Raw genomic sequence first — 25,155 nt, forward strand, 5'->3', positions numbered from 1 at the left:
TCTTCCGGGGTCGGTCGGGCGGGTGCGGCTCGGTCAGGCGAGTACGACGCGGTCAGGCGAGTACGGCGCGGGAGTCGAGGGCGAGGACTCCGTCGGGGCGTACGAGAAGGGGGTTGACCTCGATCTCGGCGATCTCGGGGTGGGCGGCGGCGAACGCGGTGATGGTCTCGACGGCCCGCGCGGCCGCCTCGATGTCGACGGCCGGCCGGCCGCGGACCCCGTCGAGGAGGGCGGCGGTGCGCAGGCCGCGCAGCAGGTGCAGGGCGCGGTCGGCGGGGACGGGGGCGAGGGTGAAGGCGATGTCGTGCAGTGCCTCGGCGAGCACTCCGCCGAGGCCCACCATGGCGACGGGGCCGAAGCGCGGGTCGCGGTTGACGCCGACGATCAGCTCGATGCCGTCGGTGAGGTCGGCCATGGCCTCCACGGAGTAGGAGGGGGCGCCGAGCCGTGCGTGCATCTCCCGGAAGGCGGCGAGCAGTTCGCCGGGGCCGGCGAGGCCGAGGGCCACTCCCCCGGCGTCGGACTTGTGGAGCAGATGCAGCGCCTTGAGGACGTACGGGCCACTGAACTCCCGCGCTGCGGCCGGCAGTTCGGTCTCGTCGTGGATCTCGCGGGCCGCGGGGAAGGCGAGTCCGGCCGCTTCGAGGGCTCGGCGGGTCTCCAGGTAGCCGGTCTCCCGCAGCGGTGTCGCGGGGCGGGGCAGGGGGGTCACGCCGGTGTGCGGTGCGCGGGGTGCGGTGGCGGCGAGTGCGCGGGCGGCGTCCTCGGTGGCGCCGAAGACCGGCACACCGGCGGCGGCGAGGGTGCGGCAGCTGGGCGAGTCGGGGTACATCGACTGCACGACGAGGGGTTTGGCGATGGCACGGTGCCGGGCGGCGATGAGGCGGGCGGCGGCCCGTTCCCCCTCCGCGAGCGCCCTGCCGCCTCCGCCGAGCCCGCCCTCGGCGGCCGCGTAGCCGCCGAAGTAGCCGGTCATCAGTACGGCGTCGGTCTCCTCGGCCGCCAGCAGCGCGGCGACGGTCTCCGCGTACGAGCCGGGGTCCTGCTCGCCCATTCCGGCGAGGTCCACCGGGTTGGCGACGGCGGACTGCTCCCACAGCGCCTCGCGCAGCCGCTGCCGCGTCGGCTCCCGCAGCTCGGGCACGGTCAGCCCGGCGGCCTCGACGGCGTCGGCGGCGATGACACCGTGCCCGCCGCCGTCCGTGAGCACGGCGACCCGGCGGCCGGTGGCCCGGCGTCCGCCGTGCGACGCGGCCAGCACGACGGTGAGTTCGCGCGGGGTGGCGACCAGTTCCACTCCGGCGTCCCGGCACGCGGCGGCCACCACGTCGGCCGAGGTGGTCAGGGCCCCGGTGTGCGACTGGGCGCTGCGCGCGGAGGCGTCCCCGCGTCCGGCGGTGAGCAGTACGACGGGCTTGCCGGCGTCGGCCGCCGCCTCGGCGAAGGCGCGTCCGTCGCCGAAGTCCTCGGCGTACACCGCGATGGCGCGGGTGCCCTCGTGCCGGGCGCAGTCGGCGAGCAGGTCGACGAGGGTGACGTCGGCCTGGTTGCCGAGCGAGACGAACCGGGAGAAGCCGAGGCCGTGCGGACGGAAGCGGAGCTGGAGTTCGAGGGCGAGGTTGCCGCTCTGGCTCAGCAGCGCGACACCGCCGGGTGCGAAGGTGTCGGAGGCCAGGAACAGGTCGGTGGTGTTGTCGGCCAGGCCCAGGCAGTTGGGCCCGACCATCACGGCTCCGGCGGCGCGCACCCGTTCGGCGACGGCCTCCTGTCTGGCACGTCCGGCGAGGCCGGTCTCGGCGAAGCCGGCGGTGATCGCGACGATCGCCCGGGCGCCGCACCGCAGTGCCTCGTCGACGGCGTCCTCGAACCCGGCGGCGGGCACGGAGACCACCGCCAGGTCGACGGGTTCGCCGACCGCGCTCAGGCTGGGCGCGGCAGTGCGGCCGAGGACGGTGCCGCCGCGCCGGTTGACCAGGTGCACGGGCCGGCGGCCGCCCCCCCGGACGGCCTGGGCTGCTATGGCGTGGCCGTACTTGGCCGGGTCGTCGCTGGCTCCGACGACGGCGACGGATACGGGGTCGAAGAGCGCGGAGAGATCACGTCCCATGTCACTTCACCAGCCGCAGCGCGGAGTTGGGGCAGGCGGCGACGGCGGCCTCGGCGGCGTCCTGGTCGCCGGGGGGCACTTCGGTGACGCGCAACTGTGCGTAGCCCCATTCGTCGAGGTCGATCAGCTCGGGTGCGGGTTCCTGGCAGAGGCCGTAGCCCTGGCAGCGGGTGGAGTCCAGCAGCAGTTTCATGGTGCGGTCCTTTCGGCGCGGCTCGGCGCGGGAGGGCTGAGGGTGGGAGGCGCCCGGAGGGAAGCGGATGCGGCTCAGGGCACCGGCACGGTGAAGCGGCGCCCGTCCTCGGGTGCCGTGCCCGCGCAGCCGGGGCAGGCGGAGCGGGCGTGGTCGTCGACCACGTCGGTGAAGTGGGCGAGGAGGGTGGCGACGACGCGGGCGGCGGCGTCCAGCAGTCCGCAGGCCCCGCGGCCGGGCAGTTGCCGTGACCAGCGGTGGAGTTGGGCGACCGTGTCGTGGTGCGCCTCCCCGCCGGCGACGGCCCGGAGGGCCTTGGCCATCGCCCCGGTGCCGGAAAGGCACACCCCGCACTGCCGGGCACTCTGCGCCCCTAGGTAGGCGGCGGCCTCGACGGCCACGGCCACCGGGCAGTCCTCGGGGTGCAGGAAGTGCAGCGCACCGCAGCCGAGGGCGCCGCCGGCCGCTTTCAGGCCGTCGTGGTCGAGCGGGAGGTCGCCCCAGCCCGCGCCGTGCAGCCCGCCGAACATTCCGCCCGTCAGGACCGCCTCGGCCCGTCCGTGCCCGCACACATCGGCCAGGACCTTGAGATGGGTGCCGGCGGGCACCTCCACGAGCGCGGCACCGCCGGCACCGCCGGAGAGGGTCACGAGATGGCTCGCCGCGACGGCGTCCGCCTCGTCGGGGTGCGAGTACATCAGGGCGACGCGGGCCAGCGTCTCCACGTTGGCGACCAGGGTGGGTGCGCCGCCGACTCCGCTCTCGAACGGGCGCGGGGGTTTGGCCGTCGGCAGCGCCGGGCCGCCGTCGATGCGCCGTACGACGGCGCTCTCCTCCCCGGCGACGTAGGCGTGCTCCGTCCGTAGGACGTCGATGCGCAGCTCGGGGGAGCTCTCGGCGAGCGCTCCGCGCACGGCCCGCTCGGCGGCGGTGTCCGAGAGGTACACGTAGCCGCGCTCGGCACCGGTGACGGCCGCGGCCAGCCGCAGTCCGTCGAGGACGACGTGCGGACGGTGCCGCAGCAGCCAGCGGTCCTTCACGGACCCCGGCTCGCCCTCCTCGCCGTTGGCGACAACGACGCGCGGGCCCGGTGTGTCGCGGACGGCGCGGAGTTTGACGGCGGCGGGGAAACCGGCACCGCCCCGGCCGCGCAACCCGGTGGCCGCGATCCGGTCGAGGAGCCGGCCGGGCGCGACCGGAGGGGCGTAACCGCCCCCGGCGAGGTAGCCGTCGATGCCCTCGCCGCCGGCGTGGGGCGGCAGGAGGAGGCCGGCCCGTCCTTCGGGCAGGAGGGAGAACACGCCGGTCATATGGTGCTCCAGGACTCGCAGGGGCCGACGCGTGCGGGTTCGGGGCGCGCCCTCAGCCGGGCCAGCGCCCGTTCCAGGTCGTGCCGCTGGCGGGCGGTGCGGTCGTAGCCGGCTCCGGGCAGGCCGATCAGCATGCGGTGGTGGTCGAGGACGACCTCGCCGGCGAGCAGCGCCGCCCGCGGGTCGGTGGCCCGCGTCCCCGCCGCCCGGACGACCAGTTCCGTGACCTCGCCGAGATAGCGCAGCCAGCCGCGTTGTGTGCCGCGCAGCACCAGCCGTTCGACGCGCTGCCGCTCGGCGGCGACGAGGGCCGACGGCGGCCGGCCGGCCGCCGGGGACCGCAGGGCGGCCACCGCTGCGGGCAGCTCCTGTTCGGGCTCCGGCGTGAGGCCGAGCCAGACGAGACTGCGGCGAGCGCTCATGCGTGCCTCCGGGTTCGCCGCGCCCCGGGTGATCCGGGGACGGGGGCGGCGCGGCCATGACGTGGGACGGAGATGCTCCGCCGCCGTGACGCGCGGGGCGGGAGCTGTGGTGGGTGTCCGGATCCGGACATCCGACGTGGCGCGGACCGTGGCCCGCGGGCTCGTGGAGGGCACCTGGGCATCCGTCCTGCGGACCGGGCCATCCATCTGCCACGAGACTAACTAACTAATTAGTCAGCTCACAAGTCTTGACTTGACTCCACTCCGGTCCCACTCTGACTAACCAATCAGTCAGCCGGATCGCGGCAGGTCCGGAAGCCGTCCCTGCCGCCTGCCCCGGCCCACCCTCACCGCCCATCGCCGCCTCTGCGGCGCGGAGGAGGACCCCATGAACACCTCGACGACGCGGGCGGCGGAGACCGTCTCCCCCGCCTCGCCGCAACCGCCCCCCGAGCACCCCGGGCAGGCCCTGCCGGCCCGCTTCTACACGGATCCGGCCATCGCGGAGGCCGAGACCGACCGCATCTTCGCCAGGTCCTGGCAGCTCGTCTGCCACGAGTCCGACCTCCCCGGCCCGGGCGCACGGCTGGCCGCCACCGCCGCCGGCCGCGAAGTGCTGGTGGTCCGGACCGAGGACGGCACTCTCGCGGCCCACCTGAACACGTGCCGGCACCGCGGGACCCGTCTGGTCACCGACCCCGAGCCGTCGGGCAAGGCGATCCGCTGCCCGTACCACGGCTGGACCTACAAGCTGGACGGACGCCTGGTCGGAGCCCCCGAGGCCCGCCGCATCCCCTGCCTGGACAAGCCGAAGCTCGGGCTGCACCCGGTCAACGTGGAGTCCTTCCTGGGCTTCGTCTTCGTCAACCTCGACATGGAGGCGACTCCGCTCGCCGAGAGCTGCGCCGGGCTCGTCGAGGCCGTCGGACGCTACGCCGGGCCCGGTCTCGTGCCGGTCGGCAGGCACCGGATCCACGACCTGAAGGGCGGCGAGGAGCAGAACGCCAACTGGAAGGTGATCGTCGACAACTATCTGGAGGGCTACCACGTCCCGGTCGCCCACCCCGCGCTCATGCGACTGCTCGACTACGCCGCGTACACGGTGGACGTGCAGGAGAACTACGTCCTGTTCGAGTCACCGCTGCGCGACAAGCCCTCCTCGAACTGGACCGAGCGGCTCTACCAGCGGCTCGCGACGCCGATGCCGGGGCTGGTCGAGGCGGACCGGCGGGTATGGCGGTACGCCGTGATCTACCCGAACACTCTCATCGACTTCTACCCTGACCACGTGCTCGCGTGGACCGCCCTGCCCACCGCCCAGGACCGGGCGGCGATCCCCGGCGCCTTCTACACCAAGGCCGGCGAGGGCCTGCGTACCCGGCTCGCCCGGCGGCTCAACATCCACATCGGCTGGGAGACCAACGACGAGGACGCCGAGCTGGTGGAGCGCGTGCAGGCCGGGATGCGGACCCCCGGGTTCGAGCCCGGTCCGCTGTCCCAGCGCGAGGCCGCCGTCGGCTGGTTCGCCCGCCGGGTCCGGGAGGACCTGGAGAAGGACGCGCGGTGACACCGCCGCGCACCCCGCGGACGCGCCGCGCCGCACACCTCCCCCCGGCCTCGGCCTTATCGCGCTCCCTCTGAGCCGCGCACGCACCTCCCCAGACCGGTCATCACTGCGGAATCAGGGCCCGAAGTGAGCCGACCAGCCGGTCCCGCCCTGGAGTTGTGCCGTTCCTCGACGGAGAGGACGTTCCTCCATGTCCCCCGAGGTACCACCGCCGACCCGACGCGCCTTGCTGCGGGCGGGCGCCGGCGGCCTGCTGGCCGCAGCGGCCGGCGGCTGCGGGTTCATGCCCGCCCAGAAGCCCGACGCCGACCGGCTCGCCCCGGTCGATGCGCGCGTCGACGGCGATCTCGTCTACTTCAACTGGGCCGACTTCGTCGACCCGTCCGTGTTCAAGGGCTTCGAGAAGGAGTACGGCGTCAAGGTCATCCAGTCGAACTTCGACTCGATGGAAGGCATGGTCGCCAAGCTCAACGCGGGCAATCGCTACGACATCGTCTTCCCCACCGCCAAGTGGGCCCAGCGGCTGGTCAGGGGCGGTCGGCTGCGCCGTATCGACCACTCCCGGCTCGCCCACTCCCGGGCCATATTCGGGACGTACGACTACTTCGCGGACCCCTGGTACGACCCCGGTTCCGCGCACACCATCCCCTTCACCGCGTACAAGACCGGCATCGGCTGGCGGCGCGACCGGATCGGTGAGCTCACCGACTCCTGGCGGGACCTGTGGAACGACCGGGCCAAGGGCAAGGTGTTCCTGCTGGACGACCGCGACGAGGTGCTCGGCATGGGCGCCCTCGCGCTCGGCCTCGACGTCAGCACCGGCGACACCGGCGACCTCGACCGCATCACCTCCCTGCTGGGCACCCTGCGGCCGCGGCTGCGCGGCTTCTCCAGCGACAGCTACAACAACCTCCTCAATGGCAACGCGCTGATCCAGCAGGCGTGGAGCGGCGACATGGCCGCCATGCTCAACCAGGCCGACGACCCTGACGTGTTCGGGTTCCAGGCCCCGAAGGAGGGCACGCCGATCAACTCCGACTGCTACGCCATCCCCTGGAACGCCCCGCACCCCGGCACGGCGATGCTGTTCATCGACTACATGCTGCGGCCGGAGAACGTGAAGAAGAACATCGAGTACATCGGCTACCCGATGCCGGTCGCGGGCTCCGAAAAGACCTACGCCGATCTTGTCGAGCCCTTCCCGGAGTGCATGGTCACCCAGGACGACCTGAAGGCCGGCCTGTTCTTCCGCAACGGCGGCAGCGCGGCGGAGGACGCCCGCGACACCGCCTGGACCCATGTGAAGGCGGGCTGAGACATGGCACTGCTCCGCCCGTCCCGCCCCCGGCGGCGGGACACCTCCGGCAACCGGATGTGGCTCTGGTTCATGTTGCCGGGCACCCTGTGGATGACCGGCTTCCTGATCGCCTCGCTGGCCCTCGTGGCCGTCCTCGCGGTCGGCACCACCGACGAGCTCGGCAACCCGCGCTTCGGCTTCGACCTGGCCGGCGTGCGCGCCCTCGCCGACCCCGCCTACACCGAGGTCCTGGCACGGTCCCTCGGCTACGCCCTGCTGACCTGCGTGATCTGTCTGCTGATCGCCTACCCGGTGGCGTACACGATCGCCCTGTACGGCGGCCGGTACAAGCACGCGCTGATCGCCGCGATCGTGGTGCCGTTCTTCGCCAACTACCTGGTGCGGATGTACGGCTGGTCGGTGGTCCTCTCCGACGACGGGCCGGTGCTGCGGGCCCTGCGCGCGGTCGGTCTGGCCGACTCGGGCACGAAGATCCTCAACAGTGGTTTCGGCGTGGTCGCGGGACTGGTCTACGGCTTCGTCGTCTTCATGATCATCCCGCTGTACGCGGCGCTGGAACGTCTCGACGTCTCCCTCATCGAGGCCGGCCGCGATCTGTACGGCGGCCCGGTCCGCACCTTCTTCTTCGTCACCCTGCCCGCCACCCGGCAGGGCGCCGCGGCCGGACTCGTCCTGGTCTTCCTGCCCGCGATGGGCGACTTCGTCAGCGCACAGCTCATGGGAGGCCCGGACCAGATCATGATCGGCAACCTCATCCAGGACAAGTTCTTCCAGGGCCAGAACTGGCCGCTCGGCTCGGCACTCACCATGCTGCTGATGCTGGTCCTGCTCATCGGGATGCTCGGCTACCTCCGGCGCACCCGCAAGGACGAGGCGGAGGCACTGCGATGACTCTGGTCAACACCCCCTCCGCCACCGCCCCGGCCGCCGCGTCCGCTCCGGTGCGAAAGCGCCGGCGCTCCCGTCGCAGGCCCCGTGTCCTCATCGCGGTCACCGGAGTGTTCTTCGCGCTGCTCTACCTGCCCATCGCGGTCGTGGCGCTGTTCTCCTTCAACTCCCAGAAGTCCCTCACCGTGTTCGACGGGTTCAGCCTTCGCTGGTACCGCGCCTTCGTCCATGACGACGTGCTCATCGCCTCCCTCGGCACCAGCCTGCGCATCTCCCTGGTGGCGATGGCCGGTTCGGTGCTCCTCGGGGTCGCGCTCGCCGTCGGCCTGGTCCGCTGCCGCACCCGGCTCGGCTCACTGGCCGGACTGATCATGCTGGTGCCGCTGATCACGCCGGAGATCGTCACGGGCGTGGCGTCGATGCTGCTGTTCAAGGGCCTCGGCGTCCCCCTGTCCACCGGCACGGTGATGCTCGCCGAGATCACCTTCTCCATCTCCTACGTCACCGTCATCCTGCGCTCCCGGGTGGCCGCGCTGAACCCGGAGGTGGAGGAGGCCGCGATGGATCTCGGCGCCACGCGGTGGCAGGCGGTGCGGCTGGTGACCCTGCCGGCGCTGCTGCCCGCCGTGCTGGCGAGCGCCGTACTGATCTTCGCGCTGGTCTTCGACGACTTCGTGCTGGCCTACTTCACCACCGGCGTCGACCCGCAGCCCCTGTCGGTGCGGATCTACTCGGCGATCCGCTTCGGGGTGCAGCCCACCATCAACGCCGTCGGCACGCTCATGCTCGCGGGATCCATCGCCCTGATCGCCCTGGCCCTGTTCATTCCGCGCCTCTTCGGCCGCCGCGGCGGCCTCGACCTCCTCTCCGGAGAGTGATCCCCATGGACGCGACCCCCGCCGTCCGGCTCGACGGTGTCTCCAAGCAGTACGCCGACTCCTACGCCGTGCACCGCCTGGACCTCGACATCGAGGCCGGCCACTTCTTCTCCCTGCTGGGCCCTTCCGGGTGCGGCAAGACCACGACCCTGCGCATGATCGGCGGCTTCAGCGACCCCAGTGAGGGTGCGGTGCTGCTGGCCGGCGAGGACGTCACCGACCTGCCCCCGAACAAGCGCAACGTCAACACCGTCTTCCAGAGCTACGCCCTGTTCGACCATCTGAGCGTCGCCGACAACGTCGGCTTCGGCCTCAAGCGCAGCGGCGCCGCCAAGGCCGAGATACGGCAGCGGGTCGGCGAGATGCTGGAGCTGGTCCAGCTCGCCGGCCTCGCCGACCGCAAGCCCCGCACCCTGTCCGGGGGGCAGCGTCAGCGCGTCGCCCTCGCCCGCGCGCTGGTCAACCGGCCCGCCGTCCTGCTCCTCGACGAGCCGCTCGCCGCACTCGATCTGAAGCTGCGCCGGCAGATGCAGGTGGAGCTGAAGCAGATCCAGCGCGAGGTCGGCATCACCTTCGTGTTCGTCACGCACGACCAGGACGAGGCGCTGACGATGTCCGACCGGATCGCGGTGATGAACAAGGGGCGCATCGAGCAGTGCGGAACCCCGGAGGACATCTACGAGCACCCCGGAACCAGCTTCGTGGCCTCCTTCATGGGCACCTCCAACCTGATGACCGGCACCTACCGGGACGGAGAGGTGGCTCTGGAGAAGGGTCCCGCCCTGCCCGTCGGCGCCCGTTCGGGCATCGCGGACGGCACCGCCGTGAGTGTGTCGGTGCGCCCCGAGAAGATCTGGCTGTCGGACTTCGAACCGGGCATGTCGAAGCTGAGCGGTGTGCTCCGCGAGACCGTCTACAGCGGCCCGACCACGACCTATCTCATCGAGCTCGCCCCTGGCGTCACGCTGTCGGTGCTGGAGCAGAACACCGACCGTGCCCGCATGGAGGACCGCTGGAGCGGGGGCGAGACGGTGGAGTTCGGATGGCGGCCCGAGCACTGCCTGGTCCTGGCCTGAGCGCCCCTGACACGAGGAAGCGAAACCCATGCATCACGACGTGATCGTGCTCGGCGCAGGTCTCGCGGGGCTCGCCGCCGCCCGGGACCTGGCCGCCGCCGGCACCGACGTGCTCGTCCTGGAGGCCCGGGACCGGGTCGGCGGCCGGGTCGAGCAGACCCGCACACCCGACGGCCGTACCGTCCAGCTGGGCGGTGAGGTCGTCGGCCACGGGCACACCGCCTATCTCCGGCTGGCCGAGGAACTGGGCCTGGGGCTGGTTCCCAGCTATGTCCAGGAGCCGGGCCGCATGACCCGCGCGACCCCGGAAGGACGCTCGGCCGGTGAGCCGCCGCACTGGTTCGGCGCCGGTGACGCGGCCCTGCACACGCGCCTGAGCAAGGAGTTCTCCGCCCTGGCCGCCACGGTCGACCCGGACGACCCCTGGTCGCATCCGGACGCGGCCGCCCTGGACCGGCTGTCCGTGGCGGACTGGCTGCGCTCCCGGGAGGCCGGAGCTGCCGTGGTCCGGCTGTGGGACATCGGCCAACTCGCCCTGGCGGGCGGCTCGTACGAGCGGATCTCCCTGCTGGCCGCACTGCGCAAGAGCGCGGCGGTCCCCGGTGCGGGCACGGGCGACTACGACTACGACGACTGGGAGGGACTGCGGCTGGCGGAGGGCTCGGCGACGCTCGCCGAGGTCCTGGGCCGCGTGCTGGGCCCGCGCGTCCGGCTCGGGTCACCCGTCGCCGCGCTGGACGTCCGCGCCGGGCGGTGCGCGGTGCGCCTGGTCTCCGGCGAGGTCCTCACCGCCGGTGCCGTGGTGAGCGCGCTGCCCGTCGGCCCACTGCGGGACGTCGCCGTCAGCGGTGTGAGCGAGGAGCGGCTCGCCTCCCTGCACCGTCAACGCCATGCCACGGCCGCCAAGTTCGCCGCCGTCTACGACCGTCCTTTCTGGCGGGACGCCGGTCTGAACGGCCTGTCCGAGGCGGAGGGGGTGCTGGGCAGCACCTGGCCGCAGCACGAGGGCGTCCTGTCGGCGCTGATCCCGCCCGAGCGGTACGGCGTCCTGCTCGGCACCCCGCCGCACCTGCGCACCCCCGAGCTGCTCGCCGAGATGGCCGGGATGTTCGGGGACGAGGCGCTGCGCCCGGCCTCCTGCCATCTGCGGCTGTGGGGCACCGACAGGTGGACGCAGGGCTATGTCACCCAGTGGCCGCCGGGCGAGGTCATGGCCGTCGGTCCGCTGCACGGCACCCATGAACCGCCGTTCTACGTCTGCGGCTCCGACCAGTGGGTCGCCGGATACATGGAGGGCGCCGTCCGCACCGGCCGCGGCGCCGCCGAGGAGGCGCTGCGCCGTGGCTGACACCGACCGTCTCAACCACATCGGCGGCAAGGAGGTGCCGGCCGCGTCCGGCGCCACCCTGGCGCTGACCGAACCGGCCACCGGGCTCTGCCACGGGACGGCCCCGCTGTCCGGTCCCGAGGACGTGGACGCGGCCTGCCGGGCGGCCGAGGACGCCTTTCAGTGCTGGTCCCTGACGACTCCGGGGCAGCGGCAGGCGGCACTTCTGCGGATCGCCGACGCCCTGGAGCGGGAGGCCGCCGCGGTCGCGGACGCCGAGGTGGCCGACACGGGCAAGCCGCGGGCCCTGTTCCTGGGCGACGAACTCCCCGCGATCGTCGACGTGTTGCGCTACTTCGCCGGAGCCGCACGCAACCTGCCGGGCGCGGCGGCCGCCGAGTACACGCCGGGCCGTACCTCCGTGCTGCGGCGTGAGCCGGTCGGGATCTGTGCCCAGATCACGCCGTGGAACTACCCGCTGATGATGGCCGTGTGGAAGATCGCGCCCGCGCTCGCGGCCGGCAACACCGTCGTCCTGAAGCCGTCCGACACCACGCCGTCGTCGGCCGTGCTGCTGGCGCGGCTGGCCGCCGAGCACCTGCCGCCCGGCGTGCTCAACGTGGTGTGCGGTGACCGCGCCACCGGCCGGGCTCTCGTGGTTCACCCGCAGGTCCGGCTGGTGGCCGTCACCGGGAGCATCCGCGCGGGGCAGGAGATCGCGGCCGCGGCCGCCGCCGACCTGAAGCGGCTGCATCTCGAACTCGGCGGCAACGCGCCGGTGCTGGTCCACGCGGACGCCGATCTCGACGACGCGGTGGAGCAGTTGTCCTCGCTCGCCTTCTACAACGCGGGGCAGGACTGCACGGCCGCGACCAGGATCCTGGTGGACCGCCGGGTCCACGACACCTTCCTGGACCTCTTCGCCGACCGTGCCTCCCGGCGGCTGCCCGGCGCCCCGGACGAGGCGCACGCCGACTTCGGCCCGCTCGCGAACGCCGCCCAACTGGCCACGGTGCAGGGCCTGTTGGAGCGGCTCCCGGATCACGCCGAGGTCGTCACCGGCGGCACCGCGCCCGACCGGCCGGGCTACTACCACCGGGCCACCGTGGTGGCCGGGGTACGGCAGGAGGACGAGATCGTGCGGGGCGAGGTGTTCGGGCCGGTCGTCACGGTCCAGTCCTTCGCCGACGAGGCCGAGGCCGTCCGGATGGCCAACGACGTCCCCCAGGGGCTGGCCGCGAGCGTGTGGACCCGCGACCACGATCGGGCCATGCGCGCGACCCGCGCGCTGCGGACCGGCATCGTCTGGGTCAACACCCACGGCACGACGGTGTCGGAGATGCCGCACGGCGGAGTGCGCCACTCCGGCTACGGCAGCGATCTCTCCCTGACCGGCCTGCTCGACTACACCCAGGTCAAGCACGTCATGCTGTGACGGGTGCCCGGCGGCAGGAAGACGGGCACCCGGCCGGCCGCCCTACAGCTTGGCGCCGAAGTTCTGCGTCCACCACGGGCCGCCGGGGCCTTCGTGGATGCCGACGCCGATGTCCTTGAACGAGCAGTTGAGGATGTTGGCCCGGTGGCCGGGGCTGTTCATCCAGGAGTCCATCACCGCCGCCGGGGTCTGCTGGCCCATCGCGATGTTCTCGCCGTAGGTGGACCAGCGGTAGCCGGCCGCGGTGATGCGCTGCCCGGGGTCGGCGCCGTCCGGGTTGGTGTGGTCGAAGAAGTCGCGGGCGGCCATGTCCTCGGAGTGGCCCTGCGCGGCCTTGTTCAGCAGGGAGTCCTCCTCCAGCGGACCGCAGCCGGCGTTCGACCGCTCCTTGTTCACCAGCGCGACGACCTGCCCGATGGTGTCCGTCGGGGCCGACTGCGCCTGGGGCGTGCTGGACGCGGTCCGCGTCGGCTTCGGGGTCGGCCGGGGAGTGGCCGTGGCCTTCCTGGTCGGTTCGGGCGTTCTGGAGGGACTTGCCTTCTTCGAGGGTGAGGCGGACGGCGACGGGGACTTGGACGGCGGCGCCGAGGTCTCCAGGGGGCCCGACTCCGAGAGGTCCGGGACCGGGGCGCCGGCGTCGGCCGCCGCCGTCACCTCCTCCGCCCCGGTGCCGGGATCCGAGTCGAAGTACCAGAACCCGCCGCCCGCCACGCAGGCCGCGACGACGGCACCCCCGACGGCGCGGCGCCGGTTGCGCCGGCGGCGGCGGGCTTCCCCGCGGGAGACCGTCCGGCCGCGCGCGGCGCGGCGCCCGGCCCCGGCGTGTCCCCCCGACGCGCTCACCGCGGAGGCCGAGCCGGCCGGGGCCATGCCGCCGGACGCGCCCAGCACCCGGTCCAGCAGCGCGGGCGTCGCGGCGACCAACCCGAGGCCGGCCAGGAGCCCTTCGGCGGGCATCAATCCGCTCCACAGACCGGAACAACGCACACAACCCCGGGCATGCCGGGCTATTCGCTTGCGCCACAGCGCCGAGGGCCGTCCGTCCCAGGACACGAGCAGACCGTGCAGTTCCTCGCATCGCGGGCGCGCGTCCAGGGCCCGCACGACCACCCGGGCCGCCTCCAGCTGCGCCTTCATCCGCTGCACACGTACGGCCGTGTGCTGCGGCGACAGCTCGAGGGCCGCCGCCACCTCGGTCCGGGTCAGCTCACCGGCGCACTCCAGCCACCACAGCGACAGCAGTCCCCGGTCGTCGGGCTCCAGCCAGCGGGTGGCGCGCGCCGTCTCCTGGCGCTGGCCGGACAACTGGAGTCGCACCATGGTCAGATCCACGAAGTCGGCGCCCGGGTCCGCCAGCTCCTCGGCCTCCTCCACACCGCCCGGGGCCGCCTGCCGGTCGTGCCAGTGCGCGCGGACCTGGTTCATGGCGATCGCCACCAGCCAGGAGCGGAAGCTCTCGGGCGTACGCAGGCCGCCCAGCGCGTCGAGGGCGCGCAGCATGGTCTCCTGCACCACGTCGTCGACGTCGACGGAGCCGTTCAGAGCTCTCCCCACGACGTTGTAGACCAGCGGGAGGTACGCACTGACCAGGGCGTCCTGAGCCTCCGGGTCGCCACTGCGGGCGGCCGTCACCAGTGCCGCGAGATCCCTCGTGGGCTCTGTACTCATCAAAAAATTCCCTGTCCTCGACGCCGAACGATGCTGTCCGATACCTGGGAGATCGCTCGGTGAACCGCGGATAACAGTTCTTCGCACGGTTCTTCGGACGCCTGTTCCCCGTGAGCCTCACGAGGCTGATGCGACGGCGCAATGGAGAACGTCACATCCACGGGTACTTGGCATCGCGGAACGTAGGGATATGAGCCGAATGCCCTGTCCGCCCCCCGAACTACTCCGCCCAGTCCGAGTTCTTGATGACTTCCACGAAGTCCCCGGGTACGAAGTCCGGCACGAAATGGGCCAGTACGTCCGCCTTGACGTTGCCGAAGGTGGTTTCGGGGCGTTCCTGGATGCCCTCGGTGAACGCGGCGAGGATCCGGTTCTTGAAGTCGGGGCGGGGGTGCGCCGCGACGACGGCGGCGCGCTGGTCGTCGGACACGGCGTGGTAGCCGATGCCGAGGACGTCCAGTTCGACGCCGCGGGTGACCAGCGCGACCTCGGGGGCCATGTGGAGGGGGATCTCCGGGGTGGTGTGCAGGGCCACGGCGGTCCAGACCCGGTCGGCCGGTTCGCCGGTGACGCCGTGGGCGTGCAGGAACCGGCGGGCCTCGTCGGCACCGTCGATCTCGAACCGCTGGTCGGTGCGCCGGTAGCGCTCGGTCAGGCCGAGGTCGTGGAACATCGCGCCCACGTAGAGGAGTTCGGGGTCGAACCGCAGGCCCGCCTCCAGGCCGCGCAGCGACCCGAACAGGAAGACCCGCCGGGAGTGGTCGTACAGCAGCGGCGGGGCGACGTCCCGTACGAGCTCGGTGGCCTCCCGTGCCAGTGCGCTGTCCGGGATGCGTACGCCCGCGATCGTCTCACTCATGATGACGGCCTTCCTCTTCTCGCCCGACCGGTCCGCCCGGCCGGTGACCTCCTTCAATCTCGTCCGGTGGCCTATCCTGGCGCCATGTCCTTTCTGCCACACGACCCACGGATTGGGACATGACCCATCGCGTGGCCCTTCTGGTGTTCGACGGGGTGACCCTGCTCGACGCCAGTGGCCCCCTGGAGGTTCTGCACCAGGCGGGGCGGCTCGGCCACCCGTACGCGCCGGTGCTCGCCTCCCCGTACGGCGGCGACGTCACGACCGCCTCGGGCGTGGCGCTGGCCCGGACCGTGCCCGCGGCCGAGGTGGGGCCGGTCGACACGCTCATGGTCGCCGGGGCCGACGCCCTCGCCGAGCGCCCCCCGGACGAGGACCTGCTGGCGGCGGCCGACCTGCTCGCGGGGCGTGCCGAGCGGGTCGCGTCCGTGTGCAGCGGCGCCTTCGTCCTGGCCGAACTGGGCCTGCTCGACGGCCGCAGGGCCACCACGCACTGGCGGCACGCCAAGACGCTCGCGCGCCGGCATCCCCGGGTGCGGGTGGAGCCGGACGCGCTGCACGTCCGGGACGGCCGGTATCTCACGTCGGCGGGCATCAGTGCGGGCATCGATCTGACCCTGGCGCTGGTCGAGGACGACCACGGAGCGGAGGTGGCCCGGGAGGCCGCCCGCGAGCTGGTCGTCTTCATGCAACGCCCGGGCGGGCAGTCGCAGTTCTCCACGGCCCTGGCCACCCCGCCGGCCCGCAGCGACCTGCTGGGCTCGCTCACCGCGTCCGTGCTCGCCGATCCGGGCGCCGACCACAGCCTGTCCGCGATGGCCGCGGCCGCCGCCGTCAGCACCCGGCATCTGACCCGCCTGTTCCGGAGCGAGCTGAGCACCACGCCCGCCCGCTGGGTCGAGCGCGTCCGGCTCGACCGCGCGCAGCAACTCCTGCTCGACGGGCACAGTGTGACGTCGGCGGCACGGCACAGCGGGCTCGGCAGCGACGAGACCCTGCGCCGCGCGTTCGCCCGCCACCTGGGCACCACTCCGACCGAGTACCGCAGGCGTTTCGCCACGACGCGTCCGCGCGGGGCGTCCGCCGCTACGGCGCCGGCTTGACGGTCTTCATCGTGAAGTGCGAGGTGATGTTCTTGATCCGGGGGATCGTCATGACCCGCCCGCTGAGGAACGCCTCGTACGCGGGCAGGTCGGCGACCGCCACCCGCACGAAGTAGTCGGGGCTGCCGAACATCCGCCGCAGCTCCAGCACTTCCTCGGCCTCGGCCAGGGTCCGCTCGAAGTGCTCGACCGTCTCCGCGTCCTGCGATTCGAGGCCGAGGTCGATCAGCACCTCGAAGGAGCGGCCCACCGACGCCGGGTCGATCACGGCGCGATAGCCGCGGATGACGCCGTCGGCCTCCAGTCGCTGCACCCGGCGCAGACACGGCCCGGTGGTCAGCCCGACCCGCTGCGCCAGCTCCACGTTGGTCAGCCGCCCGTCCCGCTCCAGCTCGGCAATGATTGCTTCGTCGATCGCGTCCACGCAAATATTATTGCTCGCATAGCTCTGATCCGGGCAATCTTCGCAACCACATGTCGCGGCTGTTGCGGGACGATGGAGTGGTGGAACGAACGGAACAGACAGCGCGGGGCATACGCGACTCCTTCTCGGCGGGCCTCGGCATCTTCCCCCTCGGCATCGCCCTCGGCCTGCTGGTCGTCCAGGCCGGACTGCCCTGGTGGCTCACCCCCGCCCTCTCCCTCGCCGCGTTCGCCGGCTCGCTGGAGTTGCTGCTCGTGGGCATGGTGGCCACCGTGACCCCGCTCGCCGCAGTCGCGGCGACCGTGCTGGTGGTCAACTTCCGGCACGTGTTCTACGCGTTCTCCTTCCCCCTGCACCTGGTCAGGCATCCGGTGGCGAAGGCGTACGCCGTCTACGCGATGATCGACGAGGTGTACGCGGTCAACGCCGCCCTGCCCGAGCGCGAGCGCTCGGCGCCCCGGCTGCTGGCCATGCAGATCGCGTGCGAGGGGTACTGGGTGGGCGGCGGTCTCGTCGGGGTGGCGCTCGGCTCGGTCCTGCCCGCCCCCGTGAAGGGCCTGGAGTTCGCACTGTGCGCGCTGTTCACGGTGCTCACCCTGGACGCGTTCCGCTCCCGCGCGCAGCTGCCGTCCCTGCTGCTCGCGGGGGCGAGCGCCGCCGTCGCCCTCGTCGTCACCCCGGGCATGGCCCTGTTCACGGCGCTGCTGCTGTTCGTCGGCCTGCTGGTGGCCCGTCACCTCCTCACCGCCCGCGACATGACACAGGAGAGGGCGCATGCCTAGCACCTCGTACCTCCTGGCGGTCCTGGCGATCGTCTTCGGCATCACGCTGGCCCTGCGCGCCGTGCCCTTCGCCGTACTGGGTCGGCTGCGCGAGTCGGCCGTCGTGCGACGGCTGGCGATGTGGATGCCGGTCGGTATCCTCGCCGTCCTCGCCGTGACCGCGCTGCACGGCACGATCACGACCGATCCGCACGGGGCGGGGTACGCGCTGCTCGCCGTCGCGGTGACCGTCGGCGCCCATCTGGCCTTCGGCCGCCGCACCATCCTGAGCGTCGGCGCGGGCACGGCCGTCTATGTCGTCCTGCTCAACGCCCTGTGAACCGACCCGCCGAACACCTTTGGGAGAAGCATCCGTTGACCCCCGACAGCTACTTCGAAGCCATCGACGACCACCGTTACAAGCCGACACCGCACGCCGGCGGCGCCTGGCACCGGGACGAACAGCACTTCAGCCCGCTGGGCGGGCTCGTCGTCCACGCGCTGGACCGCCATCGCGCCGCCGCCCCGGACGACGGGCTCGTGCTCGGCCGGATCAGCTACGACATCCTCGGCCGCCTCGCGCTCGACGAGTGCGCGATCGAGGTGGAGACCGTACGCCCCGGGCGCACCATCCAGCTCCTGGAGGCGGTCGTACGGATCGCGGACCGTCCGGTGGTGCGGGCGCGTGCCTGGTACCTGGCCCGGCTCGACACGGCCGAGGTCGCGGGCGGAGCCGAGGACCGCCTCGCCCCGCCCGGGGCACTCGCCCCGTGGCCCCTGTCCGAGCTCTGGCCCGGTGGCTACATCGCCTCCCTCGACGTCCGCCCGGTGGCCCCGCCCCGCCCGGGCCGTACGACCGCCTGGATCTCCACGCCCCTGGAGCTGGTGGCCGGCGTCCCCGCGAGCCCGCTCGCGTCGTACCTCGCACTCGTCGACACCGCCAACGGCATCGCCGTACGGCAGCCGCCCGGCGCGTGGATGTTCCCCAACGTCGACCTGAGCGTCCACCTGCACCGCCCGCCGCACGGCCCCTGGACCGGACTGGACACCACGGTCACCTTCGGCCCCACCGGGCAGGGCCTGACCAGCACGGTCCTGCACGATGCCGACGGTCCGGTCGGCCGGGCACAGCAGATCCTCACGGTCCGCCCGCAGCCGGGGACTTGACGCACCCGGCCGGGTCCGGGCGGGCGCGCGACGGCTGTCCCCGACCTGTCGATGTTGTGCACTTTCTTGACGGCAGTCATAAGTGCGCCTACTTTCGCGGTGTCCTTCCCCCGGTCAAGGGAGACCGCGATGCCCTCGTCCCCCGTCGCATCACCGCCCCCGTCCACGGACCCCGAGCGGACCCGGCAGCTGCGCAGAGTCGCACTGTCCGGGCTGCTCGGCACGGCCGTGGAGTTCTACGACTTCCTCGTCTACGGCACCGTCGCCGCGCTGGTCTTCGGCGAACTGTTCTTCCCGGGCGCCGATCCCGCCGTCGGCACCATCGCCGCGTTCGGCACCTTCGCCGCCGGCTACGTCGCCCGTCCGCTCGGCGGCATCGTCTTCGGGCACTTCGGCGACCGGCTCGGCCGCAAGTCGATGCTGTTGCTCACCATGGGCCTGATGGGCGGCGCGAGCTTCCTCATCGGCCTGCTGCCGACCTACGACACGGTCGGCGTCTGGGCGCCGGTCCTGCTGATCGCCCTGAGGGTCCTCCAGGGCATCGCCATCGGCGGTGAGTGGGGCGGTGCCACGCTGATGGTCGTCGAGCACGCCGGAGAGCGGCGGCGCGGACTGTGGTCCAGCTTCACGCAGATGGGAGCACCGCTCGGCTCCCTGCTGTCCTCGCTCGTGGTCACCCTCGTGGTCGCCATGCCCAGGGACCAGTTCACGGCCTGGGGCTGGCGCGTGCCGTTCCTGCTCAGCGTGGTGCTGCTCGGCGTCGGGCTCTTCGTCCGGCTGAAGGTGGTCGAGAGCCCGCTGTTCGCCGAGGTGAAGAAGGACCGTGCCGAGGCGCGGCTGCCGATCCTCGACGTCCTGCGGCGTCCCCGGCCGCTGCTGCTGGCCTGCTGCGTCGGCATCGGCGCCTTCACCGCCCAGTCCCTGCTGACCAGTTACCTCATCGCGTACGCCACCGGTATCGGCTACGCCCGCCCTCAGGTCCTCACCGCGCTCACGGTCTCCGCCGCCGTCGCCCTGGTCGTGCTGCCCTGCGCCTCCGCGCTCTCCGACCGCGTGGGCCGCCGCCCGGTCGTCCTGACCGGCGCCGCCCTCTCGGCCGCCACCGCCTTCCCGGTCCTCGCGCTGATCGACTCCAAGTCGCCGGGCGCGCTGATCCTCGCCGTCGTCATCGGCCACGGCATCGCCCAGTCCGCGATGTACGGCCCGCTGGGCGCCCTGCTCACCGAGATGTTCGGCACGCGGGTGCGCTACACCGGCGCCTCCCTCGGCTACCAGGGCGCCACCCTGATCGGCGCCGGCTTCTCCCCCATGATCGCCGGCGGCCTGGTCGCCGGCAGCGGCAACGGCACCCCCGTGGCGCTGCTGCTGTGCGGCGGTTCCCTCATCACGGCGGTGACCGTCCGGTTCGTGCGCGAGACCAGCCGGACGTCCCTGTCCGGCGCCGCCGCCGAACTCCCCACCACCGCGCGTCCGGAGGAGATCACCGCATGACGACCGGCACCCGCACGGCTCTGGCGGCGGCCCTCCTGCTCGCCGCGACCGCCCTGCCCACCACCGCGGTGGCCGCCACCGGGGAGACGGCCCATGTGGACGGCCGGCTCCCCTCCGGCGCCACGTACATGATGGACGTGCCCGCCCGATGGAACGGCACCGTCCTGCTGTTCAGCCACGGCTACACCTCCGGCCCGGCCAACCCCGCCCAGGACGCTCCGGACGACGCGACGAAAACCCTGCTCCTGCAGCGGGGTTACGCCCTCGCCGGCTCCTCGTACGCCACCACCGGCTGGGCCGTGACGGACGCGGTGCCGGACCAGCTCGCCACGCTCACGGCCTTCACCGACCGCTTCGGCGCGGCGTCCCGCACCATCGCCTGGGGACGGTCGTACGGCGGGCTGGTCACGACGGCCATCGCCGAGCGGCACCCCGAGCGCATCGACGGCTCGGTCTCCCTGTGCGGTCTGGTCCACGGCGGGGTCGCCAACTGGAACAACACCCTCGACCCCGTCTTCGCTCTCAGGACGCTGCTCGCGCCGGACTCCGACGTGCCGCTGGTGAACATCGGCAGCCAGTCGGCCGCCGACGCCGCGGCGGACGCCCTGACGGACGTGGTCGACTCGGCGCAGACGACGGCGGAGGGTCGGGCCCGTATCGCGCTGGCCGCCGCCCTGCACAACATCCCCGTGTGGAACCAGCCGACGCAGACCCGGCCCGCCGCGACCGACTGGGACGCCCAGCAGGCCAACCAGTACGAGGCCGTCAAGGGCCTGCTGAAGATCGCCGCCTTCAACCGGCGGCAGGAGTCCGAGGCCCGGGCGGGCGGCAACATGTCCTGGAACACCGGCGTCGACTACGCGCAACTCCTCGGCGCGTCCTCCGTCCGCAAGGAGGTCGCCGAGCTGTACGCGAAGGCCGGTCTGTCCCTCGGGGCCGACCTCGCCACGCTCGACCGCGCCCCACGGGTCGACGCCGATCCGCGGGCCGTCGCCTGGATGGCCGGCACCAGCTCCTTCACGGGCGAGCTGACCAAGCCGCAGCTGTCCGTCCACACCGTCGGCGACGCCCTCGTCCCCGTCCAGACGGAGAGCGCCCTGAAGCGGGCCGTGACGGCCGCCGGCTCGGCGTCGGTGCTGCGGCAGGCGTACACCGACAACGCCGGTCACTGCACGTTCAGCCCGGCCGAGCAGCTCGCCGCCCTGCACACCCTGGAGGACCGTCTGAGCAGGGGCAGGTGGGAGGGCACCGACGCGGCCTCCCTCAACTCCCGTGCCGCGAAGGCCGATCCGGCCACGCCCGCCCGCTATGTGCCGTACCGGCCCACCCCGTACCTGCGCCCGTACGACCTCGCCCACCCTGCCGACGGCCGATGAAGCCCCACGGCCGCCCGTCGTACCGCCGGCGGGCGGCCGTACCCTTGCCAGCGTGGAGGACGACGACATCCTGGACGGTCAGGACACCTCGGAGGGCCCGCAGCCGCGCCCGCAGTCGCTCATGCTCGCCTTCTTCGGCAACCACGTCCTGGAGGAGGGCGACGTGGGCGTCTACTCCGGCAGCATCATCGACGTGCTCGGCCGGGTCGGCGTCGGCGAGCAGGCCGTGCGCTCCACCCTGACCCGGATGGTCAACCGGGGTCTGCTGCGGCGCCAGCGCGAGGGCCGCAGGATGTTCTTCGGACTGACCCCGCAGGCGACGCGCGTCCTGGAGGACGGCCGTACCCGCATCTGGCGGCAGGGCGCGGTCAACGACGACTGGGACGGCTCCTGGACGCTGCTCGGCTTCTCCCTGCCGGACTCCTGGAAGCGCCAGCGCCACGACCTGCGCTCCCGGCTCACCTGGTCCGGGTTCGGCGCGCTGTACAGCGGGCTGTGGATCGCGCCCGGGAACACCGACGTCTCCGGCGTCGTCGAGGAGCTGGGCCTCGCCGCCCACGTCAAGATCTTCCACGCGCAGGCGGACGGGGCCACCGACATCGGGCTGATGATCCGCGACACCTGGGACCTGGAGAGCATCGCCGCGCGCTACGACCTCTTCGACAAGCGCTGGACCGCCCAGCTGGACGCCGGGGCGGGCGACGACCCGATCGGCACCCGGCTGCGGCTGGTCAGCGAGTGGCTCTGGACGATCCGCACGGATCCCCGGCTGCCGGCCCGACACCTTCCCCCGGAGTGGCCGGCCCGCCCCGCGCAGGAGACGTTCCGGCGCGTCGCCGACCACACCGCCGGGCCCGCGCGGGAGCGGGCACGCGAGCTGCTGGAGACCACCCGGCTGCGGTGAGCGGTCGGCGGCGCCCCGGGTTCATCGGCCCCGGCCGGCGTCCCCCTTCCTCGGTGACGCCGGCGGGCAGGTCGTCCAGCGACCAGAACGGCAGGTGCTCGATGAGGTCGGGGCTGCCGATCGTCAGCCGGAACCGGTCCAGGCCCGCGCCGTGTTCGGGGTCGACCAGCAGCCGGACGGCCCGCTCCCGCTCGGCGGGCGTGAGCTTTCACAGGTTGGACACGCTCGTCTCGTCCAGGGAGAAGCCGACGCCCGACGTGAAGAAAGCCAGAAGAGCAGAGCGCCGCGGACCCGGCCGCGGTCGTCGCCCCCATGGGCGTACCGCCGCGGCCGGGTCCCGGCCCTCACGCACGGCTGCGTCACGCCAGGGCGAGTACCGGCCCCTCGGCGCCCAGGAGGCGCCGCAGCGACGGAATTTGACGCCACGTCAGCCCGAGGGTGCGGGCGGCGTATCTGAGGGTGACGTGCGGGGCGCCTTGCGCGGCGGCACGGATCGCGTCCGTCGCGGCCTCGGCGCTTTCGGGCAGGACTCCCCCGGCACACGGCCCCCGCACCGGCCCGCGCTCCCGGTCGAGCTCGTGGATCCGCGTGAGTCCGGCCGAGAGATCGGCGGCGGCCTCCAGGGTCGGCGGCAGCGCGGCCAGCAGGTGCGCGGCGACCGTGTTGTGGGCGAGGGCGTCGTCCAGGCCCGTGGAGTGGATCCGGGCGGAGGCGTCCGTGAGCGGGACGAGGTGACCCACCGTGCGGACGGGGCCGCGTACGCCCTCGACGGCGGCCGCGAACAGGGCGGACGCCTCGGACGGGTGCCAGGACAGCGCCGTGCGGACGGCGGCCAGGTCCTGCGCGAGCGGGGTGAGGGGGGCGCCGTCCAGCCGGCCGAGGACGTCGTCCTGGGGGATCTCCCCGTCGGTTCCCGGACCGGCGACATGCACGGTGGCGGGCACCCCGGCGAGCCGGCAGGCGGCCAGGACCAGGGCGTCCACCAGAGGGCTGCACAGGGTGTCCTCGTCGCCGTGCGCGAGGATGTCGCCGCCGACGTCGACGATCCGGACGTGGTCGTGTCCACGGTCCACGAGGCGCCGGATCTGTTCTGCCAGTCCCGTCAGCCCCTGCCAGGGGTCGAGCAGGGCGAGTCGCGCGGGGAGGTCCGCCGCGAGGCCGGGCAGGGTGGAGCCCGCCGGGGCGATCGGCCGGGTGGCGGGCTCGAAGTGCGGTACGCCCGCGCGCCGCGCGAGACCGGTGAAGTGGGCGACGCCGAGCGGGCCCGGGGTGGGGTCGACCTCGAGGCGTTCCCAGGCGTAGGTGGCGATGGTGGCCCCGGCGAGGCACGTGCCCGTGAGGAGGCGGCCCACGGTCGCCGCCGTGATCGCGGTACCGACGGGGTCCCCGCCGCCGCCCGCGGCGACGAACAACTCGCTCACGCGCTCTCCCGCGCGGTGCCGATCCCGGTGATGCGCACCGGCGTGCCCATGTTCCTGCGTGCGCGGGTGTTGGCCTCGTGCAGGCCCTCGTAGTACTCGCGGTCGAGATGCTTGACCTGGTCGGAGTAGAACATCCAGGACAGCACGTCCCGGTACTTGAAGCCCTTGGGGGTGAGCTGGACGCGGCGCGGGCCGACGCGGTGGATGAGTCCGTTGGCCCGGGCGGCGTCGAGGATCTCGTCGACCTCGGCGGCGATCGTGTCCAGGCCGAAGCGGTCGAGCTCGGACAGGTCGAGGTCGAAGCTGTCCAGCACCAGCCTCTTGCGGACGATCTCCTCGGGGGTGAGGGCGAACCCCGTGGTGGGGCGCAGCCGGTGGGCCCTGGCGTCGCGGATGTAGTCGGCGACCTCGGTCATCGACGGTTTGACGCTGCCGGTCATGTAGTCGAGGACGGACGTGTAGGAGCGGGCGCCGACGCCGAGGCCCAGCAGGGGCACGCCGTGGAAGGTGAGGACCTTCTGCACATAGCCGCCGCGGCCGGGCTTCTTGTAGCGGACGGAGCCCTCCTGGACGTAGCCGTGGGAGGTGAACACCTCGCGGGCGTAGTCGTAGCGTTCGTACAGTTCGGGCTTCCACATGTACTGGTAGGCGCCGGTCCTGGAGAACCACGCGTCGGGCCGCACGGTGAGGAAGTAGGTGGAGATCGTCGTCGGCGCGAGCTTCGCGAGTTCGTCGACCGAGTGCCGCCAGGTCTCGGGGGTCTGCCCGGCGAAGCCCATGATCAGGTCCGTCGACAGGTCGGGCAGTCCGCGCGCGTGGACGATCTCGACGGCCTCGCGGATGACGTCCTCGCCCGCCTGTCCGCGGCCCGCCTCCCGGATCTCCTGCGGGACCAGCGACTGGATGCCGATGTTGGCGCGTGTCAGGCCCAGGTCGAGCAGACGCCCGAAGCCGTCGGGGTCGGCGACGATCGAGTCGGGCGTCGCCTCCAGGGCGACTTCCTCCACGGTGGAACGCCAGTTGGGGTAGACCTCGCCCAGGGTGGCGAAGATCTGCTCGAAGTGGCGGGTGGACAGCAGCGCGGGGGTGCCGCCGCCGATGTAGACCGTCCGCAGCCGGCGCGCCTGGATGATCTCCGCGTGGTCGCGGAGCTGGGTACAGAGCGCGTCGGTGTAGGCGTCGTACAGGTCCTCGTCGGTGGAGATGACGGTGTACAGGTTGCAGAACCCGCATTTGTAGCGGCAGAACGGGACGTGCAGATACAGATTGAGTTCGGGCACCTGGTAGGCGGCCAGATCCTTCGCCCACACGTCGTGGACGTCCCAGGCGCCCTCGTCGAGCGTCCGGTAGGTGGAGCGCGGCGGATAAGAGTACTGGTACGGGGGGATGACGCCCTGTCGGATGTACTCGGCGAGCTGGTCGTGCGGGCTGTTCACGATGGATGACTCCTTCGCACCATG

At 72.7% G+C, this 25,155-nt stretch carries 23 protein-coding genes; 14 read left to right on the top strand and 9 right to left on the bottom strand.

The features are described from left to right. Positions 1-52: 52 nt before the first annotated feature. The 4 genes from ACGFW6_RS10570 to ACGFW6_RS10585 form a co-directional block, all read right to left on the bottom strand. Positions 53-2,107: an acetate--CoA ligase family protein gene (locus tag ACGFW6_RS10570; protein ID WP_393506768.1), complete on the bottom strand. Its 2,055-nt coding sequence runs from the start codon at positions 2,105-2,107 to the stop codon at positions 53-55. A 1-nt stretch (position 2,108) separates the two neighbouring features. After that, positions 2,109-2,300: a ferredoxin gene (locus tag ACGFW6_RS10575; protein ID WP_393506769.1), complete on the bottom strand. Its 192-nt coding sequence runs from the start codon at positions 2,298-2,300 to the stop codon at positions 2,109-2,111. Positions 2,301-2,374: 74 nt separating this feature from the next. Then, positions 2,375-3,610, bottom strand: coding sequence for an NADH-ubiquinone oxidoreductase-F iron-sulfur binding region domain-containing protein (locus ACGFW6_RS10580; RefSeq protein WP_393506770.1), 1,236 nt, complete (start codon positions 3,608-3,610; stop codon positions 2,375-2,377). Then, complete coding sequence (locus tag ACGFW6_RS10585) at positions 3,607-4,032, bottom strand: hypothetical protein (protein WP_393506771.1); 426 nt, start codon at positions 4,030-4,032, stop codon at positions 3,607-3,609. Before ACGFW6_RS10585 ends, ACGFW6_RS10580 begins: the two co-directional genes overlap by 4 nt. Before the next feature lie 388 nt (positions 4,033-4,420). Between ACGFW6_RS10585 and ACGFW6_RS10590 the strand changes: the two genes are divergently transcribed. The 7 genes from ACGFW6_RS10590 (at position 4,421) to ACGFW6_RS10620 (ending at position 12,521) form a co-directional block, all read left to right on the top strand. Beyond that, positions 4,421-5,599 carry an aromatic ring-hydroxylating dioxygenase subunit alpha gene (locus tag ACGFW6_RS10590; RefSeq protein ID WP_393506772.1) on the top strand — a complete coding sequence of 393 codons (1,179 nt, stop codon included), beginning with the start codon at positions 4,421-4,423 and terminating at the stop codon, positions 5,597-5,599. 190 nt (positions 5,600-5,789) lie between these two features. Beyond that, positions 5,790-6,914, top strand: coding sequence for a spermidine/putrescine ABC transporter substrate-binding protein (locus tag ACGFW6_RS10595; RefSeq protein ID WP_393506773.1), 1,125 nt, complete (start codon positions 5,790-5,792; stop codon positions 6,912-6,914). A 3-nt stretch (positions 6,915-6,917) separates the two neighbouring features. Next, on the top strand, positions 6,918-7,808 hold the full coding sequence (locus tag ACGFW6_RS10600) for an ABC transporter permease (protein WP_393506774.1): 891 nt from the start codon (positions 6,918-6,920) through the stop codon (positions 7,806-7,808). Next, entirely contained in the window at positions 7,805-8,683 is an 879-nt protein-coding gene (locus ACGFW6_RS10605; protein WP_393506775.1) for an ABC transporter permease, read from the top strand. The genes ACGFW6_RS10600 and ACGFW6_RS10605 overlap by 4 nt, the downstream gene beginning before the upstream one ends. Before the next feature lie 5 nt (positions 8,684-8,688). Further along, positions 8,689-9,759: an ABC transporter ATP-binding protein gene (locus ACGFW6_RS10610; protein ID WP_393506776.1), complete on the top strand. Its 1,071-nt coding sequence runs from the start codon at positions 8,689-8,691 to the stop codon at positions 9,757-9,759. 28 nt (positions 9,760-9,787) lie between these two features. After that, positions 9,788-11,107, top strand: coding sequence for a flavin monoamine oxidase family protein (locus ACGFW6_RS10615; RefSeq protein WP_393506777.1), 1,320 nt, complete (start codon positions 9,788-9,790; stop codon positions 11,105-11,107). Then, positions 11,100-12,521: an aminobutyraldehyde dehydrogenase gene (locus tag ACGFW6_RS10620; protein ID WP_393506778.1), complete on the top strand. Its 1,422-nt coding sequence runs from the start codon at positions 11,100-11,102 to the stop codon at positions 12,519-12,521. Before ACGFW6_RS10615 ends, ACGFW6_RS10620 begins: the two co-directional genes overlap by 8 nt. Before the next feature lie 42 nt (positions 12,522-12,563). On the opposite strand, the gene ACGFW6_RS10625 is transcribed toward ACGFW6_RS10620, so the two are convergent. Further along, the gene (locus ACGFW6_RS10625; protein ID WP_393506779.1) at positions 12,564-14,189 is read right to left on the bottom strand and encodes a sigma-70 family RNA polymerase sigma factor; all 1,626 of its coding nucleotides are present in this window, start codon (positions 14,187-14,189) and stop codon (positions 12,564-12,566) included. 220 nt (positions 14,190-14,409) lie between these two features. Further along, a complete protein-coding gene (locus ACGFW6_RS10630) occupies positions 14,410-15,048 on the bottom strand; it encodes an HD domain-containing protein (protein WP_393506780.1) in 639 nt (212 codons plus the stop codon). 119 nt (positions 15,049-15,167) lie between these two features. Here ACGFW6_RS10630 and ACGFW6_RS10635 point away from each other — a divergent pair, with 119 nt between their 5' ends. After that, entirely contained in the window at positions 15,168-16,151 is a 984-nt protein-coding gene (locus tag ACGFW6_RS10635) for a GlxA family transcriptional regulator (RefSeq protein ID WP_393506781.1), read from the top strand. Here ACGFW6_RS10635 and ACGFW6_RS10640 read toward each other — a convergent pair. After that, positions 16,135-16,575, bottom strand: coding sequence for an Lrp/AsnC family transcriptional regulator (locus tag ACGFW6_RS10640; RefSeq protein WP_393506782.1), 441 nt, complete (start codon positions 16,573-16,575; stop codon positions 16,135-16,137). The genes ACGFW6_RS10635 and ACGFW6_RS10640 overlap by 17 nt on opposite strands. Before the next feature lie 80 nt (positions 16,576-16,655). Between ACGFW6_RS10640 and ACGFW6_RS10645 the strand changes: the two genes are divergently transcribed. The 6 genes from ACGFW6_RS10645 (at position 16,656) to ACGFW6_RS10670 (ending at position 22,274) form a co-directional block, all read left to right on the top strand. Continuing rightward, positions 16,656-17,357 carry an AzlC family ABC transporter permease gene (locus tag ACGFW6_RS10645; protein ID WP_393506783.1) on the top strand — a complete coding sequence of 234 codons (702 nt, stop codon included), beginning with the start codon at positions 16,656-16,658 and terminating at the stop codon, positions 17,355-17,357. Then, a complete protein-coding gene (locus tag ACGFW6_RS10650) occupies positions 17,350-17,676 on the top strand; it encodes a branched-chain amino acid transporter permease (RefSeq protein ID WP_393506784.1) in 327 nt (108 codons plus the stop codon). Before ACGFW6_RS10645 ends, ACGFW6_RS10650 begins: the two co-directional genes overlap by 8 nt. Positions 17,677-17,711: 35 nt before the next feature. After that, positions 17,712-18,503, top strand: a complete 792-nt coding sequence (locus ACGFW6_RS10655; protein WP_393506785.1) for a thioesterase family protein — start codon at positions 17,712-17,714, stop codon at positions 18,501-18,503. A 129-nt stretch (positions 18,504-18,632) separates the two neighbouring features. Next, complete coding sequence (locus ACGFW6_RS10660) at positions 18,633-19,994, top strand: MFS transporter (RefSeq protein ID WP_393506786.1); 1,362 nt, start codon at positions 18,633-18,635, stop codon at positions 19,992-19,994. Beyond that, positions 19,991-21,370: an alpha/beta hydrolase family protein gene (locus ACGFW6_RS10665; protein ID WP_393506788.1), complete on the top strand. Its 1,380-nt coding sequence runs from the start codon at positions 19,991-19,993 to the stop codon at positions 21,368-21,370. Before ACGFW6_RS10660 ends, ACGFW6_RS10665 begins: the two co-directional genes overlap by 4 nt. 52 nt (positions 21,371-21,422) lie before the next feature. Continuing rightward, complete coding sequence (locus tag ACGFW6_RS10670; protein ID WP_393506789.1) at positions 21,423-22,274, top strand: PaaX family transcriptional regulator C-terminal domain-containing protein; 852 nt, start codon at positions 21,423-21,425, stop codon at positions 22,272-22,274. Positions 22,275-22,633: 359 nt separating this feature from the next. Here the strand turns inward: ACGFW6_RS10670 and ACGFW6_RS10675 are convergent, their stop codons facing one another. Both ACGFW6_RS10675 and ACGFW6_RS10680 read right to left on the bottom strand, forming a co-directional pair. Beyond that, on the bottom strand, positions 22,634-23,695 hold the full coding sequence (locus tag ACGFW6_RS10675) for a DUF1152 domain-containing protein (protein ID WP_393506790.1): 1,062 nt from the start codon (positions 23,693-23,695) through the stop codon (positions 22,634-22,636). Continuing rightward, positions 23,692-25,131: a coproporphyrinogen-III oxidase family protein gene (locus ACGFW6_RS10680; RefSeq protein ID WP_393506792.1), complete on the bottom strand. Its 1,440-nt coding sequence runs from the start codon at positions 25,129-25,131 to the stop codon at positions 23,692-23,694. The genes ACGFW6_RS10675 and ACGFW6_RS10680 overlap by 4 nt, the downstream gene beginning before the upstream one ends. Between the last annotated feature and the right edge of the window lie 24 nt (positions 25,132-25,155).

Source organism: Streptomyces sp. Y7 (genome assembly GCF_043195415.1).
Taxonomy (GTDB): domain Bacteria; phylum Actinomycetota; class Actinomycetes; order Streptomycetales; family Streptomycetaceae; genus Streptomyces.